The sequence below is a fragment of the Christensenella sp. KGMB01412 genome (genome assembly GCF_055522415.1).
The window spans coordinates 469986-486991 of sequence record NZ_JBVFVW010000001.1 but is presented as its reverse complement, the minus strand read 5'-3'; the positions used below and the strand labels follow the sequence as shown (position 1 = coordinate 486991).

General features: G+C 46.4%; 14 protein-coding genes. 13 read left to right on the top strand and 1 reads right to left on the bottom strand.

Features of this window, described 5'->3' with window-relative positions:
* Nucleotides 1–92 precede the first annotated feature (92 nt).
* The 4 genes from surE to rny all read left to right on the top strand — a co-directional run bounded on the left by surE (nucleotide 93) and on the right by rny (nucleotide 4781).
* Nucleotides 93–902 carry a 5'/3'-nucleotidase SurE gene (surE, locus tag ACS5WU_RS02330; protein WP_302760932.1) on the top strand — a complete coding sequence of 270 codons (810 nt, stop codon included), beginning with the start codon at nucleotides 93–95 and terminating at the stop codon, nucleotides 900–902.
* Nucleotides 903–1009: 107 nt separating this feature from the next.
* Nucleotides 1010–1900, top strand: a complete 891-nt coding sequence (locus ACS5WU_RS02325; RefSeq protein ID WP_046444372.1) for a MurR/RpiR family transcriptional regulator — start codon at nucleotides 1010–1012, stop codon at nucleotides 1898–1900.
* On the top strand, nucleotides 1893–3122 hold the full coding sequence (locus tag ACS5WU_RS02320; RefSeq protein ID WP_302760934.1) for a BaiN/RdsA family NAD(P)/FAD-dependent oxidoreductase: 1230 nt from the start codon (nucleotides 1893–1895) through the stop codon (nucleotides 3120–3122). The genes ACS5WU_RS02325 and ACS5WU_RS02320 overlap by 8 nt, the downstream gene beginning before the upstream one ends.
* Nucleotides 3123–3236: 114 nt before the next feature.
* Entirely contained in the window at nucleotides 3237–4781 is a 1545-nt protein-coding gene (gene rny, locus ACS5WU_RS02315) for a ribonuclease Y (RefSeq protein ID WP_046444370.1), read from the top strand.
* A gap of 93 nt (nucleotides 4782–4874) precedes the next feature.
* Here rny and ACS5WU_RS02310 read toward each other — a convergent pair whose 3' ends face one another.
* Entirely contained in the window at nucleotides 4875–5654 is a 780-nt protein-coding gene (locus ACS5WU_RS02310; RefSeq protein WP_465088909.1) for a DeoR/GlpR family DNA-binding transcription regulator, read from the bottom strand.
* A 177-nt stretch (nucleotides 5655–5831) separates the two neighbouring features.
* Between ACS5WU_RS02310 and ACS5WU_RS02305 the strand changes: the two genes are divergently transcribed.
* From ACS5WU_RS02305 to rbr, 9 genes are all read left to right on the top strand, one after another.
* Nucleotides 5832–6881 carry an alcohol dehydrogenase catalytic domain-containing protein gene (locus ACS5WU_RS02305; protein ID WP_302760660.1) on the top strand — a complete coding sequence of 350 codons (1050 nt, stop codon included), beginning with the start codon at nucleotides 5832–5834 and terminating at the stop codon, nucleotides 6879–6881.
* A complete protein-coding gene (locus ACS5WU_RS02300) occupies nucleotides 6878–7660 on the top strand; it encodes an SDR family NAD(P)-dependent oxidoreductase (RefSeq protein ID WP_302760662.1) in 783 nt (260 codons plus the stop codon). The genes ACS5WU_RS02305 and ACS5WU_RS02300 overlap by 4 nt, the downstream gene beginning before the upstream one ends.
* Nucleotides 7661–7783: 123 nt before the next feature.
* Nucleotides 7784–8752, top strand: a complete 969-nt coding sequence (locus ACS5WU_RS02295) for a sugar-binding transcriptional regulator (protein ID WP_165903523.1) — start codon at nucleotides 7784–7786, stop codon at nucleotides 8750–8752.
* Nucleotides 8753–8927: 175 nt separating this feature from the next.
* Nucleotides 8928–10160, top strand: coding sequence for a dihydrolipoamide acetyltransferase family protein (locus tag ACS5WU_RS02290; RefSeq protein ID WP_302760665.1), 1233 nt, complete (start codon nucleotides 8928–8930; stop codon nucleotides 10158–10160).
* A 9-nt stretch (nucleotides 10161–10169) separates the two neighbouring features.
* Nucleotides 10170–11534: a dihydrolipoyl dehydrogenase gene (gene lpdA / locus ACS5WU_RS02285; protein ID WP_302760667.1), complete on the top strand. Its 1365-nt coding sequence runs from the start codon at nucleotides 10170–10172 to the stop codon at nucleotides 11532–11534.
* Nucleotides 11535–11600: 66 nt separating this feature from the next.
* Nucleotides 11601–14066: an alpha-ketoacid dehydrogenase subunit alpha/beta gene (locus ACS5WU_RS02280; protein ID WP_302760669.1), complete on the top strand. Its 2466-nt coding sequence runs from the start codon at nucleotides 11601–11603 to the stop codon at nucleotides 14064–14066.
* Between the two features lie 175 nt (nucleotides 14067–14241).
* Nucleotides 14242–14736: a TspO/MBR family protein gene (locus tag ACS5WU_RS02275; protein WP_235811549.1), complete on the top strand. Its 495-nt coding sequence runs from the start codon at nucleotides 14242–14244 to the stop codon at nucleotides 14734–14736.
* A 198-nt stretch (nucleotides 14737–14934) separates the two neighbouring features.
* Nucleotides 14935–16365: an adenylosuccinate lyase gene (gene purB, locus ACS5WU_RS02270; RefSeq protein WP_046444361.1), complete on the top strand. Its 1431-nt coding sequence runs from the start codon at nucleotides 14935–14937 to the stop codon at nucleotides 16363–16365.
* An 84-nt stretch (nucleotides 16366–16449) separates the two neighbouring features.
* Nucleotides 16450–16995 carry a rubrerythrin gene (gene rbr / locus ACS5WU_RS02265; protein ID WP_046444360.1) on the top strand — a complete coding sequence of 182 codons (546 nt, stop codon included), beginning with the start codon at nucleotides 16450–16452 and terminating at the stop codon, nucleotides 16993–16995.
* The last annotated feature ends 11 nt before the right edge of the window (nucleotides 16996–17006 follow it).

Below are 17006 nucleotides of genomic sequence, written 5' to 3'. Positions count from 1 at the left end.
ATATAATCAAAAAACACAGGTGCGAATTATGTATCTGTGTTTTTTGATGCCTTCCTATGTTATAATAGTAAAAAACGCTAACGGAGATAATGATGAGACTTTTAATCACCAATGACGACGGTATTTATGCAACCGGGATTATATCGCTTGCAAAGAGGTGCTATGACGCTGGACATGAGGTTACGGTAATTGCACCGGACCGCGAACGCAGCGCCTGTGCACATTCAATGACAATGGATTTCCCGCTCAGCCTGAAGGCGGTTGAAATCGGCGACTATGAAGGAATGAGTGCATATTCACTCAATGGAACGCCTGCCGACTGTGTAAAAATCGCTGTTTCACATGTGCTTAACGAGAAGCCTGACGTTGTCCTTTCAGGCATCAACAACGGTTCGAACCTCGGTTCGGATATCGTATATTCCGGAACGGTCAATGCAGCGCTTGAAGCCTGCATGCTGGGCTGCCCTGCAATAGCCGTTTCGCAGGCATTTGGGATAGAGCGGATAGAATTTGCAGAAAAAAGAGCGCTGCGCTTTTGGGATTCCGCTGGCCTTGCCGTTCAATTTTTAGATCAGACAGACGTTTCAAAATTGAACGGGTTTATTTACAATATTAATTTTCCTTCTGCCCCTGTAAATGAAATAAAAGGAATCAAAATGTGCGTACAGGGAATATGCGATTATGACGAAGCCTTTGAAAAACGCATTGATCCATTTGGCAGGGAATATTATTGGGTAAGCGGAGCGCTTCAGCATAATTCCTTTAATGACGAGCAGCAGACTGACGTGAAATGGCTGCGGGAAAACTACGTTACAGTAACGCCGTTGCGGTGGAACCAGACGGAAAATGAAGTTTTGGAGCGCGAAAAATGCAAGATCGATTCAATGAAATTGCATTCCTGATGAACCAGTGTTATAATATAACAGGTGAAATGAATGTGGCGGCGTAAAGAAGCCCGGTTGGGCTACAAGATTGAAATCTCGCGCCAGACACTTGTTCGGAGGAAGCTATGATTAGCAACGTAATTGACAGGATCAATCATGAATATGCAAAAATGTCGAAGGGACAGAAACTGATAGCGGATTATATTCTGAAGGAATATGACAAAGCGGCATTTATGACAGCGGCCACGCTTAGTAAGCTCGTTGGCGTAAGCGAATCAACTGTAGTCCGGTTTGCTTACGCACTTGGTTACGACGGATATCCGAAGCTTCAGAAAGACCTGCAAGAGGTAATACAAACAAAGTTGACGACTGCGCAGCGCCTTAATATGATGGAAGGCCTTACATCAGATGAAGTTGTAAACGCCTCCTTTAAAACAGATATCAACAATTTGCGTGTAACGCGTGAGCACATCGATACGGAGAATCTGGAAAGAATTGTAGACAGCATTGACGGCGCGCGTAAGATATATATTCTTGGAACGCGTTCCAGTGGGCCTCTTGCTGAATTTTTACGCTATTATATGAATTATATGAATGAAAATATTAAACTGATCCGTTTTGACGGCAGCGATATTTTCAGCCAGATACTTACTGCGGACGAGCATGACGTAGCGATTGCGATTAGCTTTCCACGATACTCTATGAGAACGATAGAAGGAATGTCCTATCTTAAAAATTGTGGCTGCAAGGTAATTGCGATTACTGACAACGAAGCATCCCCACCGGCCCAGATTGCGGATTACAGCCTTACTGCAAAAAGTTACATGAATTCCTTTGTGGATTCCTTTGTTGCACCGCTCGCTGTGATCAATCTGCTCATTATTATGCTGGGGTTAAGGAAAAAGGATATTCTCTTCGCAAACTTCAACAGGCTGGAAGAGCTTTGGCAGACAAATGATGTTTATGCCACAAGGGAGCTTGATTCGCAGATCACAGACGAGGATATTTATGAATGATTTGATTATTATCGGCGCGGGCCCGGCGGGAATGTTGGCGGCTTATGCTGCGGCGTCGCGCGGTATTGATACGCTTCTTCTTGAGAAGAATGAGAAAATTGGTAAAAAGCTGTTTATTACAGGAAAGGGACGCTGCAATATTACAAATGATTGTGATATCAGCGACTTTTTTTCGCAAATTGTGAAGAACGGCAAATTTTTGATGAGTGCATTTTATACATTTACCAATGCCGACCTGATTGCGCTTCTCAAAAAAAACGGGCTGGAAACGAAGGTAGAGCGCGGAGGACGCGTATTCCCGGTCAGCGACCGGTCAAACGATGTAATTCGAACGCTTGAACGCATTATGAAAAATGCCGGAGCAGGACTCAGGCTAAACAGCATGGTTAAAAAAGCGACGAAAAAGGGCGGTGTTTTTCATGTTGAGCTCGACAATGGGGAAGTGCTTGCTTGCAAAGCGCTTATGATTGCAACCGGTGGAAAATCGTATCCCTTAACAGGATCGACAGGCGATGGTTATCGCTTTGCGCAGGAATTTGGGCACACGATCGTCGCGCCCCGACCGGCGCTCATCCCGCTGGAAGATATGCACCACATCTGTCCGAAGATGCAGGGCCTTACACTTAAGAATATTGGATTCTCGCTGTATCAGGATCAGAAAAAGCTATATGAAGAACAGGGCGAGCTATTGTTCACTCATTTTGGGCTGTCAGGCCCGGTCGTTCTCTCCGCGAGCAGCTTTATCAACCATACGAAGCAGCCCTTAGCCCTGCGCGCTGAAATCGACCTGAAGCCTGCGCTTGGCATGGACAAGCTTGATGCAAGGCTTGTGCGCGAGTTTGACGCGAACAAGAATAAACAACTCAAAAACGTAATGGATACGCTCATGCCGCAAAAGCTGATCTATCCTTTTCTGCGGGAAAACCATCTGGATGCGGAAAAGCCGGTAAACAGCGTTACAAAGCAGGAACGCGCATTGCTTTGCCATGCGCTTAAGCATTTTTCGATTTCTATTGCAGATACGCGCCCGATTGAAGAAGCGATCGTTACTTCCGGTGGAATAAAGGTAAAGGAAATCAATCCTTCTACGATGGAGAGCAAACTGGTTGAAAATCTTTATTTTGCAGGCGAAGTGGTGGATGTGGACGGATTAACCGGCGGCTTTAATTTGCAAATTGCATTTTCCACCGGATTTCTGGCTGGGACAAGCGTATTTAATTGACATTCCTACTAAATAAAGATACAATAATATTTGGTTATATTTGTTTTTATTACAAAAATCACCAATTAAAATTGATATGAAAGAATTTAAAAGAACAGGAGGTGAATTTGCTAAGTGGGTAATGTGCTTATTCCTATTTTGGTAGGCGTAGGCGGATTGATTGTTGGACTTATCATTGGTTATGTTTATAGACGTAATATTGCAGAGTCAAAAATTGGCCGCGCCGAAGATTCCGTAAAGAAGCTGATTGACGAAGCGCAGAAGCGCGCTGAGGTTATCAGGAAGGAAACGGTACTCGAAGCACAGGAAGAAGTTCATAAACTGCGTAGCGAATTTGACAAGGAATCAAGGGAAAGACGAAATGAAATAACGAAGATTGAAAAAAGACTGGTACAGAGAGAAGAACTGCTGGATAAGAAATTAGACAGTATTGATCAGAAAGAAGAACAGGTTAACAGGAAAAACAAAGAAATCACAAAAGCCAAGGAAAATCTGGATGCGATCCATGCAAAACAGCTCGAACAGCTTGAGCATATATCGGGTATGACGATTGACGAGGCAAAAGGATTGCTGCTTGAAAAGGTGGAGCATGAAGCGCGTCATGATATGGCCGTGATGCTGCGCGATATCGAGCAAAAAGCGAAAGATGAAGCTGATAAAAAAGCGAGAAATATTCTGTCGCTCGCAATACAAAAATGTGCAGCAGACCATGTTGCGGAAAGCACGGTTTCTGTTGTTAACCTGCCTAACGATGAAATGAAGGGCAGGATTATCGGCAGGGAAGGCCGTAACATAAGAACTCTGGAAACAGCTACGGGCATAGACCTCATTATTGACGATACGCCTGAAGCGGTCATCCTTTCCGGATTTGATCCGGTTAGGCGTGAAGTTGCCAGAATTGCGCTTGAAAAGTTGATTGTTGACGGACGGATTCATCCTGCACGCATTGAAGAAATGGTCAATAAAGCGCAAAAAGAAGTGGATAATCAAATCAAAGAAGCAGGCGAACAGGCTGTATTTGATGTGGGAATCCATTCGTTGCATCCTGAGCTTGTGAGGCTTTTGGGCAGGCTGAAATACCGTACCAGTTATGGTCAGAATGTGCTGAAACATTCAATCGAAGTAGCGCATCTGGCCTCCCTTATGGCAGCGGAAATCGGTGCAAATGCAAAATTTGCAAAACGCGCCGGATTGCTGCATGATATTGGTAAGGCGGTCGACCATGAAATCGAAGGACCGCATATTCAGATCGGCGCTGATCTGGCAAAGAAATATAAGGAAAATGCAGATATTATCAATGCGATTGCCGCGCATCATGGCGATGTAGAGCCCAAAACGGTGGAAGCTGTTTTGGTTCAGGCTGCGGATGCGATTTCGGCTGCGAGACCAGGCGCACGAAGAGAATCTTTGGAAAATTACATAAAACGTCTTGAAAACCTTGAAGGAATTGCAAATTCATTTGCAGGCGTCGATAAATCGTTTGCAATACAGGCTGGCAGAGAGGTAAGAATCATTGTGAAGCCTGATGAGATTGACGACGCGGGAACGACCTTGCTTGCGAGAGATATCGCAAAGAAGATCGAGTCTGAACTTGATTATCCCGGACAGATCAAAGTAAATGTGATCAGGGAAACAAGAACGACTGATTTTGCTAAATAAACGAAGAAGCGGTTTCAAACCGCTTCTTTTTTTTGTACTGTTTATTCTTTGTAAGCAGGGACAGACATATCTATTTTATCAGTATTATAAGCGTCATACGGTAAGAACTTCTATTCCGCATTGCTTCAATTCCATAAGTACTTCATCATTTATGCCGCTGTCTACAATCAACCTGTCAATTTCCTTGGTACTGCAAATCCGGCTGAACATGGATATGCCTATTTTACTGGAATCCATTACGATTGTGATTTCCGCAGCCATTTCCATCATGGCACGTTTGATTTCTGCTTCATATGGGCTCACTGTGAAAAAGCCGTCTTCAAAGAGCAAGCCGGATGCACCGATAAAAACCTTATCCACCCTGAATTGGCGGATGGCCCCGGTGGCAACGGGCCCAATGAGGGCATTTGTATCAGCGTTCAGCTCTCCACCGGTCAGTATGATTTTATTGTTTCCCACACCTGCCAGTTCTGAGGAAACAAGCGGTGAGTTTGTGACTACTACAAGCTCATTTTTTCCTTTCAACTGCTGTGCAATTTTATAGGTCGTGCTTCCGGCATCGATCATGATTGCTTCACTGTCATATACAAGAGAAGCGGCGGCAAGTGCGATCCGTTCCTTTTCCTCTTTGTTTTGTTCATCGCGGATATTGATCGCAACCTCTTTGTAAGCCCTGTCTGCCAAAATCGCGCCGCCGTGCGTTTTTTGGATCAAGCCGCTTTTTTCCATCGCGTTCAGGTCGCGGCGGATAGTCGCTTCGCCAATGTCAAAGCGCCGGGATAATTCCGATATGGTAACTCTCTTTTCCTTTTGAATAATGCTTTGTATCAGCTTACGCCGTTCTTCCATAAAATAGGGATTGTTTTGATCCATTCTGTTTTGCCTGCCTTTTGTTTGATATACATTTTATATAGTACCGTTATATCACAGATAGAAGAAAGAAGCAAATATAAAACGACATATAATTACACATATTAACATTATATACATTGACGATTGTGTAAAATAATGTTAATATGTGTACATGACAGGGAGAAAGGAAACATTGAAATGAAAGCAGTGGTTTATTATGCGGCAAATGATATCAGGGTGGAGGAGCGCCCGGCTCCGCAGCTTAATGATAACAATATGATAGCAAAAGTAAAATGTTGTGCATTGTGCGGTACAGACCTGAAAATATGGACGGCAGGGAATCCGCGCTGCCATCCTCCGAGGATACTCGGGCATGAAATGATTGCCGGGATCGAGCAGGTTGGTAAAAATGTAAAAGGGTTTTCACCAGGGGAAAAGATCACCTTTGCCACAACGATTGCATGTAACGACTGTGCGTATTGTGCAGCCGGATTACAAAATGTATGTCCAAACAGCAAACCGATCAGCTATGATTTTGACGGTGGCCTTGCAGAATATATTGAAGTGCCCGCAGAAGCTATTGCAGGCGGAAATGTGATCAAACTCGCTGAGGATATTGGCGAGGAAGCAGCATTGTGCGAGCCTTTAAGCTGCGCGATCAATTCACAGGAGATCGTCGGGGTAAAGGAGGGCGATTTTGTCCTGGTGACCGGCGGGGGACCGCTTGGCGCAATGCAGGCATTGCTTGCAAAAGCAAACGGTGCAAAGCGCGTCGCGCTTGTGGGAAGCAGTGCTGCAAGATTGAAGCTGCTGGATGGCCTTGAAGGTGTGGAGCTGATCGACGGATCAACCACAGATGTCGAAAAATGGATATTTGGCGAGACAAACGGACTGGGGGCCGATGTCGTTATCGTATGCGCGCCTGTAAAAAGCGCGATGGAAAACGCTTTGAATTATGCAAGGAAGGGCGGCGGAATCAGCTATTTTGCAAGCCTGCCTTCCGGAAAATCCGAACTCAACCTGGATAGCCGCCTGATCCACTATAAGGAATTACGCATCTGCGGCGCATCGGATTCCAGGCCGGAGCACGTACAAAAAGCGGCAGAGCTGATTGGCAGCGGAAAAATCGACTTAAAGCAGGTTATCTCGCATCGTCTTGACCTTGAAGAGATCATTACGGGACTAACGCTGATGAAGGATCGACAGTGCCTGAAGGTAGTATTGTATCCGGGAGGCATAACGAAATGAAACTGGAACAAAAAAATGCGGTTGTGACCGGCGCAGGCAGCGGTCTTGGGCTTGCCGTTGCAGAACGGTTCGCTCAGGAAGGCGCGGATGTTGCTATCCTTGACCTGAATATAGGGAAAGGGACACAGGAAGCAGAACGAATCGCCAAGGCAACAGGCCGTAAGGTTGTGGCGTATCAGGTGGACGTCGCGAACAAGGTTTCCGTCCAGAAAGCATTCGAAGCCGTAGAACGGGATTTTGGAGCAATTCATATTTTCCTGAATAGCGCCGGGATTTCTAAGATTGTGCCTTTTCTGGAATGCAGCGAGCAGCTTTGGGATCAAACGCTTGACATCAACCTGAAAGGAGCCTTTCTATGCTGCCAGGCAGCAGTCCGCTCCATGGTGAACCATCAGGTGGGAGGCTCTGTCATCAATATGTCCTCGCAGTCAGGGCGAGCAGGCACAAGCCAATATCAGGCTTACTGCGCGAGTAAGTTTGGCATTGTCGGGCTCACACAATCCATTGCGCAGGAATTTGCAAGGCAGGGCATCCGCGCAAATACGATATGCCCGGGTGTTGTATTTACGCCATTATGGGATCAACAGCTGGGAGATTATGCGCGCAAGCGGAACCTGCAGCCGGAAGAGGTAAAACCATATTTCGAAAATTCGATTCCAGCCGGAAGGCTCTGTACAGTGGAGGACGTTGCAAATGCGGCTGTATTCCTGGCTGAGGACGCATCCGCTTATATGACGGGGCAATCGCTCATGCTGTGCGGCGGAGCGCATATGCTGTAAAGTAAGCAGAAGCGCTTTTTCCATTATGGAGAGAGCGCTCTTTTTTTGCCTGAACTGCTTACAGAAATGACAATTTTTGGTATACTAAAGGTAAGAATTTCATTTGAAACCGGCGGTACGAAAATGAACGATAAGGAATTTCAGCTCATGATGAGCGCAGCAAAACAATATTATCAACTTGGAATCAGTCAGGATGAGATTGCAAAAAAGGCATTTGTATCAAAATCGACAATTTCAAGGTTGATCAAGCGTGCGGTTGAGCTGGGGTATGTTGAATTTAAAATATACGACGCGGGAGAAACCGTGTCGCTTTTGCAACAGGAAATGTTTGATGAATTCGGCGTAAGCTGCATTGTCCTTCCAAGCTATGTGGACGAATATCTGGTGCAGCTCAACGACGTTTGCGCTTATGCCGCGGCTGAGCTTGCAAATTTTATTGACGAGGACGAAGTGGTAGGCGTTACCTGGGGACTTACTACGGAATATCTGGCCAAAAACCTGAAAATTACAGGCAAAGAGAAACGGAATGTCAAAATTTGCATGTTGGCAGGGTTTGTGACGGGCACGATTGCATCCATGAAATCCACGCATATTATTGAGAAGTTTGCAGAGGTGTTTTCGGCGGAGGGCTTTGTAATGCCCGCGCCCCTTTTGGTGGACAATGAGCAGATCGCAAAAGTGTTGTATTCGGACTCCAATATCAGGTATGTAATGGATCTTTGCCGCAGCGCCCAAACTGTTATTCTGTCCATTGGCAGTGATAACCTTAAAGATACAGTGCTTACGGATCAGGAAACATATAATCTCAGCGTATACAACAGAATTGGGCTGACAGGTGGAGTTGGAGATATCGGCGGGCGTAATTTTGATATTCATGGAAATGAAATCAGAAGCAATATTACCAACCGTATTATTGGCCTGCCGCTTGCTGAAATGAAGACAAAGAAAAACCGGATTGGCATTGCTGTTGGCAGGCACAAAAGCCTGGGTGTTTTGGGTGCGTTGCGGGGTGGGCTTTTAAACAGGCTTTATACGGATGAAACAACAGCACGCGAGGTTTTGAAAGAAGCCCGAAAGTTGAAAAAACAGTAAATAAATATTGACAAACGCTTTTTTGCAATTCGTTGCAGGAAAGCGTTTTTTTTTGAAATTCTGTGCGGAATCATGCAAAAATCACATCCCGTTATTTAAGGTGTGATATACTGCAGCCGTAACAAAAATCTATGTAAATCAGGCGGAGGTAACAAGAACGGTGGAAATAGTAAATATGCCAAGATTAAGTCTGAACGAGGATTCCAGTGTAATTGGGGAATGGCTCGTAAAGGAAGGCGATAGGGTACAAAAAGGCGACGGACTCTTTTCTATTGAGACGGATAAGTCGTCCATGACCGTATATGCGGAATCATCGGGCGTTGTATTAAAGTGTTTTTATGGGGATTATGATGTTGTTCCCGTCATGACGCCGGTATGCGTGATCGGCGAACCGGGTGAAGACGTAAGCAAAGTAACGGCTGCGGATGGCGCGCAGGAGCCGACTGAAGCTGCGATTACGGCAAATGAAGAAAAAGCGGAACCGGCGGCAATGCCAGAAAAAAAAATTGCAGAGCCTGAGCAGGAAACGTTTCTATCCCCACGCGCAAAAAAGCTCGCTGCGGAAAATGGAGTTGATACTTCCCGAATCATTCCTTCCGGTGCTGAAGGACGCATATTGGAAGCGGACGTAATTTTAGCGATAGGGAAACCAGTGGCAGCGGATTCCAAACTATCTGTAGTACAGGAACCGGTTATTCCGCAGAATCAGTGTGAAATGAAGGATGGCGTAAGAGAGATAAAGCTATCAGGCATTCGCCGCGTCATTGCCAAAAACATGATGCACTCACTTGCGAGTACGGCGCAGCTTACCTCGCATATGAGCTATAACGCATCCAAAATCCAGAAATACCGCGAATGGCTGAAGCTGTCGCCCGGCCCGGAAAAGGGGATTACCATTACGGACATGATCCTTTACGCAGTGGCAAAAACATTAAAGGATTTTGACTATATGAATGCGCATATGGTAAGTGATGAAAAATTACTGTATTTTGAAGATGTAAACCTTGGGTGCGCCGTTGATACAGAACGCGGACTGATGGTTCCAACGATTAAAAAAGCACAGGATTTATCCCTGCCACAGTTATCCCAAAGGCTCAAGGAGCTCGCGGAAAAATGCAGGGACGGCAGCATCCTGCCGGATGAAATGTCCGCTGCGACGTTTACGGTTTCAAATCTTGGCAGCTTTGGCGTAACGGGCTTTACTCCGATACTGAATCCGCCGCAGGTAGGCATCATCGGTATCGATGCAATCGGCTATGCGGTCAAAAAGACGGATGAGGGATTGCTGTATTACCCGGAGGGGCGCTTATCGCTCACTTATGACCACAGGGCGGTGGACGGCGCGCCCTCGGCACGCTTTTTGCGCGCGGTATGCAAGAATCTCGAGCGGTTTGACGAGCTGGTATAGGAGGCAGGCATGAAACAATACGACGTTGCGGTAATCGGCGGAGGCCCGGCAGGTTATCTTGCCGCAGAGCGCGCAAGCGAAGCGGGGCTCAGCACATTGCTTGTTGAAAAAAGGGAGGTTGGCGGCGTTTGCCTGAACGAAGGGTGTATTCCAACCAAAACGCTGTTATATTCCGGAAAGCTATATGAATACGCATCCGGGGAAGGTAAAACGTTCGGCGTTACCTGCAGGGACGCCCAGCTTCATCATGAGGAAGTGGTAAAGCGGAAAGAAACCGTGATCAAAACGCTGGTTGGGGGCGTATCTGCCGCGCTGAAAAGAAAGAAAGCGGATGTGGTTTACGCGAAGGCTTCCATTCGAAAAGAAACGCAGGGATTTGTCATTTCCTGTGAAAGCAACGAATTTCTGGCAAAAACGGTGATACTGGCGACAGGTTCGGAGCCTGTTATCCCCGGCATTCCGGGCGTATCGGAAGGAATTTTAAATGGCAGCGTACTTACAAGCAGGGAAATTCTGGATTTAAAAGAGATTCCAAAGGAACTTGTAATTGTGGGAGCTGGTGTGATTGGTATTGAAATGGCGGCGTATTTCAATATTGCCGGCAGTAGGGTAACTGTTGTGGAAATGCTCGAACAGGCAGGAGGCCCAATCGATAAAGACGCAGCTGAAGTTCTGCAAAAAGAACTGGAGAAAAAAGGAATCAGGTTCCATATGAAAAGCCGCGTATGCGACGTTTCAAACAATACTGCGCTTGTCGGGCAGGACGGAAAACAGATAAAGCTGCCATACGATAAGCTTCTGATGTGCGTAGGCAGGAAGGCTGTTACAGATGTTCCTGGGCTAACAGAACTGGGAGTGTATACAGAACGCGGTGCGATTGTTACGGATGAACGGTGCCAAACCAATATCCCCGGACTTTACGCCGCCGGCGACGTCAATGGAAAATATATGCTGGCTCACGTTGCTTACCGCGAAGCGGAAGTTGCTGTCAACAATATAATCGGAATTGCCGACTGGATGGATTATTCCGCAATCCCCGGAGTGATCTATACCCAACCGGAGGTTTCTTTTGCAGGACTGACGGAGCAACAGGCGCGGGATACCGGCATGGATATCCAGATCAAAAAGGTGACAATCAATATGAGCGGAAGACACATTGCAGAGCATGGGATGAGCGAAGGATTCTGCAAGCTGGTGATAGACAGGAAAAAACAGATCATTGTTGGAGCGTCGCTGGTGAGTGCTTACGCATCTGAGATCATCTATGCAGTCACCCTGATGATTCAAAACAAAATACCATTGGAAAGCATACGGCGCTCCGTATTTCCTCATCCTACGGTGTGCGAAATTATACGCGAAGCGGTTTTCAGCTGAGCAGTTAAGAGGAATTTGAATGGCTATCTGTGCGGCTTGCCGCACATGAAACAGGAGGTTTATATTATGACGAAGGAATTGTATCTTGATCCGAATAAGCTACGGGCAAAAGGGGTTGCCAAATTTAAGGATATCCCGCTTAACCAGTATCAGAAGAGAATGAAAGACGTGCTGGAAGAGTATAGTAAGGAGCAGTTGAAAAATATATTTACCGATATGTTGACAATTCGCGAATTTGAAACGATGATGCAGGATTTGCGCCTGACCGGAAAATATAACGACGTTGCTTACGATTATTCAGGCCCTGCACACCTGGGAATCGGACAGGAAAGTGTTGCGGTAGGGCAGGCGTTTTTACTGGATCGCGACGACGCGGTATTTGGCACGCACAGGAGCCATGCGGAGCTTATTGCAAAAGGTTTTTCCGCGCTGCGTAAATTAAGCGACAAAGACCTGGAAGAAATCATGGAGGCGTCCTGTGAAGGCGCCCAGTATGACGTTGTAAAGGAACATTTTGACTTTGATTCTAAGGAAATGGCGAAACGTTTTTATCTTTATGGAATCATGGCGGAAATATTCGGCAGGAAAAACGGCTTTGCAAAAGGCCTTGGAAATTCCATGCACGCATTTTTCATTCCGTTTGGCGTTTATCCCAACAATGCAATCGTAGGCGGAAGCGCACCGATTGCAACAGGCGCCGCTCTGTATAAAAAGAATGCGAAGCAAAAGGGAATTATCGTGGCAAACGCAGGCGACGGATCGCTTGGCTGCGGTCCCGTATGGGAATCCATGACCTTTGCATCCATGGATCAATATCATACGCTTTGGGAGGAAGGATATAAAGGCGGCCTCCCAATCCTCTTTAACTTCAACAATAACGGTTATGGTATGGGCGGACAGACGCACGGAGAGACCATGGCGTATGATGTGCTTGCACGCATCGGCGCGGGGATCAATCCAGACCAGATGCACGCAGAGCGCGTAGACGGCTTCAATGTGTTTGCCGTGATAGACGCTATGCGCCGCAAGAAGCAGCTTTTGGAGGAAGGAAAAGGCCCTGCGCTCCTCGACGTTATTACATACCGCCTGTGCGGACATTCCACTTCGGACGCAAATCCGAACCGTACGCAGGAGGAAATTCACGCCTGGGAGGAACAGGACGCGATTGCAGATTACGAAAAACAGTTGATTTCAAATAAGATCGTGACCAAAAAGCAGGCACAGCAAATGAGGGACGATGTACGCGATATGATCCTTTCGGTGTTCAAGCTGGCAATCGACGAGCAGGTTTCCCCGCGTATGGATTTGCTCGCGCAGCCGGACAGTATTGAAAAGTATATGTATTCCAACGCACATATGCCAAAAATGCGGGAAGGCGAACCCGAAGTATGGGGTTCAAAGGAAGACAACCCGCGCGTACAGCGCCTGCAAAAGAAAAACAGGAACGGTGTAAAGGATGGCAAAAAACTGCCGTCTACCGCAGTGGTCCAAATCCGCGATGCGATTTTTGAATCGATTCTCGATAAATATTATGAAGATCCGACTTTGGTTTCCTTCGGCGAGGACCTGCGTATTTGGGGAAGCGCATATGGAACATATAAAGACCTTGATAAGTCAGTACCATATCACAGGCTGTTCAACTCGCCGATTTCTGAATCGGCAATCGTAGGCGCTTCCGTCGGCTATGCCATGATGGGCGGACGTGCGCTCCCGGAGCTTATGTATTGCGACTTTTTGGGCCGCGCGGGAGATGAAGTATTAAACCAGCTTGCGAAATGGCAGGGTATGACGGCAGGGCAGATCAAGATGCCTGTTGTGCTGCGGATGGGTGTTGGCGCAAAATACGGCGCACAGCATTCACAGGATTGGTCGAGCCTGTGCGCTCATGTTCCGGGGCTTAAGATCGTTTTCCCGGTCACTCCCTACGATGCAAAAGGACTTCTGAATTCCGCTCTTTCAGGTACGGATCCTGTTATCTACCTTGAAAGCCAGTCGCTTTATGGAATGGGAGAGCTTTTCCATGAGGGCGGGGTACCGGAAGGATATTATGAAATCCCGATTGGCGAACCGGATGTAAAGCGCAAGGGCTCGGACCTTACGATACTGACCATTGGAGGAACGTTGTATAAAGCGCTCGAAGCAGCCGATATCTTTGAAAAGGAATATGGCGTCAGCGTGGAAGTAATAGATGCAAGGAGTATCGTACCTTTCAACTTTGAAAAGGTAATGGCGTCTGTGAAGAAAACAGGAATGCTGATGATTGCAAGCGACGCATGTCAAAAGGGCTCTATTATAAACGACTTTGCCCAAAATGTGACGTCAGCCCTGTTTAACTACCTTGATGCGCCGCCGGTCGTACTTGGCGCGAGAAACTGGATTACGCCTGTTTATGAACTGGAAGATGCTTTTTTCCCGCAGGCAGACTGGTTCCTCGACGCATACCATCAAAAAATAAAACCGCTCGCGGGTTATACGCCGGGGCGCTCCTTCTCAACGGCTGAAATGGACCGCAGGAACAAGCTTGGAGTGTAATTAAAAACAGGAAGCTATTCAATGAAAAGGCCGCCCTTCGAAGGATATGAAGGGAGGCCTTTTCATTGAGAGAACCGGTATCCCGAAAGATTAAATTATCGTGCTTTTGGTTTATTGCAATTATTTCAGGACATTATTAAAATGCAATCAAGCTTAAAAAGGAGGATGATTTGTTATGAATACGATGAGTATGACGTCAAGAAGAGGGATAGACTGGAAAGCGTTGGGTGTCTGTTTGCTGATCAGCCTGGGGACGGGGATTGCCTCAGGGATAATCACAAGCAGCAGTATGGATATTTATGTAAACGAGCTTATAAAACCGCCGCTGTCGCCACCCGGGCTGGCATTCCCGATCGTTTGGACGATTCTGTTCGTACTGATGGGGATTTCTTCCTATATGATCTATGAGTCGGTTGCACCAACACGCAAGAGGGCCCTCACCCTTTTTGTCGTGCAGTTGGCCGTCAATTTTTTCTGGATGATTTTCTTCTTTAATTTGAGATTATATTTGTTCGCATTTTTCTGGTTGATTTTTGAGTGGATTCTCGTATTTTCTATGATTCGTTCCTTCAGGAAAATTAATATTATAGCGGGAAATATGCAAATACCATATCTTGTATGGCTTTCCTTTGCCGCATACCTCAACCTGGCAATTTATATTTTAAATTAAAAGATGACAGATCAATGCCAGTAAAAAACGATATCCCTGGAAGTCCTTTACAAAAGTATTTCCAGGGGTTTTTTATTTGCCGCTGTAAAGATATTCCACGGTTCCCGTGAAGGGTACGGTTTTTTGTTTCTTGAAAACAGCTTGTAAAACCGATACAATAGTATCGTATTAAATTAAAAATAAGGCGGTAGGAACCACATGAAAGATGTTTATGAAAATCCCCTGATTACAAGATATTCAAGCCGTGAAATGGCTCATGTTTTCTCGGATGATATGAAGTTTAAGACATGGCGCAGGCTCTGGATTGCGCTTGCGGAGGCAGAACATGAAATGGGATTGCCGATCTCGCGGGAGCAGATCGATGAATTGAAAGCCCATGCGGAGGATATCAATTACGACGTGGCCGAAAAGCGTGAACGCGAGGTGCGCCATGACGTAATGTCCCATGTATACGCCTACGGCGTGCAATGCCCTTCTGCCAAGGGGATTATCCATCTTGGAGCAACAAGCTGCTATGTTGGCGATAATACGGATATCATTGTGATGGACCAGGCGATTGATTTGATTGAAATCAAACTTGTGAACGTGATTGCCCGTTTAAAGGAATTTGCGCTTGAGTATAAGGATATGCCTACGCTTGGTTTTACGCATTACCAACCCGCGCAGCTCACGACGGTAGGCAAACGCGCGACGTTGTGGATGCAGGATCTCATTATGGATTACGAGCAGCTGCGCTATGTAAAATCCCAGGTAAAGCTGCGCGGTGTGAAGGGAACGACAGGCACGCAGGCAAGCTTCCTGACTTTGTTTGAAGGTGACGCAAAGAAGGTTAAGGAATTGGAGCGCAAGGTAGCGGGCAAGCTTGGCTACAACGAAGTATTTGCGGTGACAGGGCAGACCTACCCGCGTAAATTCGACAGTATTGTTGTTGATCTTTTGTCGTCAATCGCACAAAGCGCATATAAGTTTGCAAATGACCTGCGGTTACTCCAAAACCTGAAAGAAGTTGAGGAACCGTTCGAGAAAAAGCAGATCGGTTCTTCTGCAATGGCATATAAACGCAACCCCATGCGTTCTGAGCGCATTTGTTCGCTTGCGCGTTACATTATAAGCCTCGCGTCCAGCCCTGCGATAACGGCCTCTACGCAGTGGTTTGAACGCACGCTTGACGACAGCGCAAACAAGCGGCTTGTGATCCCGCAGGCATTCATGGCCCTTGACGCAGTGCTCAACATTTATTTAAACGTATCGAGCGGCATGGTGGTTTATCCAAAGGTGATTGCAAAACGTATTGGGGAAGAGCTGCCGTTTATGGCAACGGAAACGATTCTGATGGACGCGGTAAAGCGCGGCGGGGACAGGCAGGAGCTGCACGAAAAAATACGTGAATATTCCATGCAGGCCGGTGCGCGTGTCAAGGAGGAAGGCCTTAATAATAACCTTATCGACCTGATCAAGGGCGATAAGGCGTTCCGTATGGGGCCTGAGGAGATCGACGCGTTGATGGATCCAAAGAATTTTATCGGCCTTGCCGATGTGCAGGTATCGGATTTTATAGCTGAGGTAGCCGATCCGGTTCTGGACCTCTATGAAGGAAAGCTGTCGTTGCATGGTAATGTGAGCGTGTAAAACCTGTTTAGGAGCATTTTATGCGGTTATATTAAAATTAATGTAACTATTACATGAATTTATTTCAATAGAGGTGTATGTATCATGAAAGATTTGAAAGGCACAAAAACGGAAAAATGTTTGCAGGATGCGTTTGCAGGGGAATCTATGGCGCACATGAAGTATCTGTATTATGCTTCACAGGCGAAAAAAGACGGTTATGTTCAGATTTCCAATATTTTTTCCTGGACAGCTGACAATGAAAAGGAGCACGCAAAGCTTTGGTTCAAATGGCTGCATCCGGATAATAAAATCCCGGACACGATTGAAAACCTGAAAGATGCTGCGGCAGGCGAGCATTACGAAACGACAGAAATGTATCCTTCGTTTGCCAAGATTGCGGAAGAAGAGGGATTCACCGACATTGCAAGAGAGTTTCGAGGCGCGGCAGGCGTTGAGAAAGAGCATGAGAAGAGATATCTCGCACTTTCAGACAATATTACAGACGGAAAAGTTTTTGAGAGGGATACGGAAGTTCTCTGGCAGTGTATCAACTGCGGACACATCCAAAAATCAAAAGCTGCTCCGGAAAAATGCCCGGTATGCCAGCATCCGAAAGCCTATTTCCAGTTGATGGAAGACAATTATTGATAAAAATCTGA

What these genes read in the sequence shown, in the direction of transcription:
- ACS5WU_RS02300 (WP_302760662.1), top strand. Translation starts at nt 6,878, where the DNA reads ATGAAACTGGAACAAAAAAATGCGGTTGTGACCGGCGCAGGCAGCGGT.
- rbr (WP_046444360.1), top strand. Translation starts at nt 16,450, where the DNA reads ATGAAAGATTTGAAAGGCACAAAAACGGAAAAATGTTTGCAGGATGCG.
- ACS5WU_RS02280 (WP_302760669.1), top strand. Translation starts at nt 11,601, where the DNA reads ATGACGAAGGAATTGTATCTTGATCCGAATAAGCTACGGGCAAAAGGG.
- ACS5WU_RS02290 (WP_302760665.1), top strand. Translation starts at nt 8,928, where the DNA reads ATGCCAAGATTAAGTCTGAACGAGGATTCCAGTGTAATTGGGGAATGG.
- ACS5WU_RS02310 (WP_465088909.1), bottom strand. Translation starts at nt 5,654, where the DNA reads ATGGATCAAAACAATCCCTATTTTATGGAAGAACGGCGTAAGCTGATA.
- ACS5WU_RS02325 (WP_046444372.1), top strand. Translation starts at nt 1,010, where the DNA reads ATGATTAGCAACGTAATTGACAGGATCAATCATGAATATGCAAAAATG.
- lpdA (WP_302760667.1), top strand. Translation starts at nt 10,170, where the DNA reads ATGAAACAATACGACGTTGCGGTAATCGGCGGAGGCCCGGCAGGTTAT.
- ACS5WU_RS02320 (WP_302760934.1), top strand. Translation starts at nt 1,893, where the DNA reads ATGAATGATTTGATTATTATCGGCGCGGGCCCGGCGGGAATGTTGGCG.
- purB (WP_046444361.1), top strand. Translation starts at nt 14,935, where the DNA reads ATGAAAGATGTTTATGAAAATCCCCTGATTACAAGATATTCAAGCCGT.
- ACS5WU_RS02275 (WP_235811549.1), top strand. Translation starts at nt 14,242, where the DNA reads ATGAATACGATGAGTATGACGTCAAGAAGAGGGATAGACTGGAAAGCG.
- ACS5WU_RS02295 (WP_165903523.1), top strand. Translation starts at nt 7,784, where the DNA reads ATGAACGATAAGGAATTTCAGCTCATGATGAGCGCAGCAAAACAATAT.
- ACS5WU_RS02305 (WP_302760660.1), top strand. Translation starts at nt 5,832, where the DNA reads ATGAAAGCAGTGGTTTATTATGCGGCAAATGATATCAGGGTGGAGGAG.
- surE (WP_302760932.1), top strand. Translation starts at nt 93, where the DNA reads ATGAGACTTTTAATCACCAATGACGACGGTATTTATGCAACCGGGATT.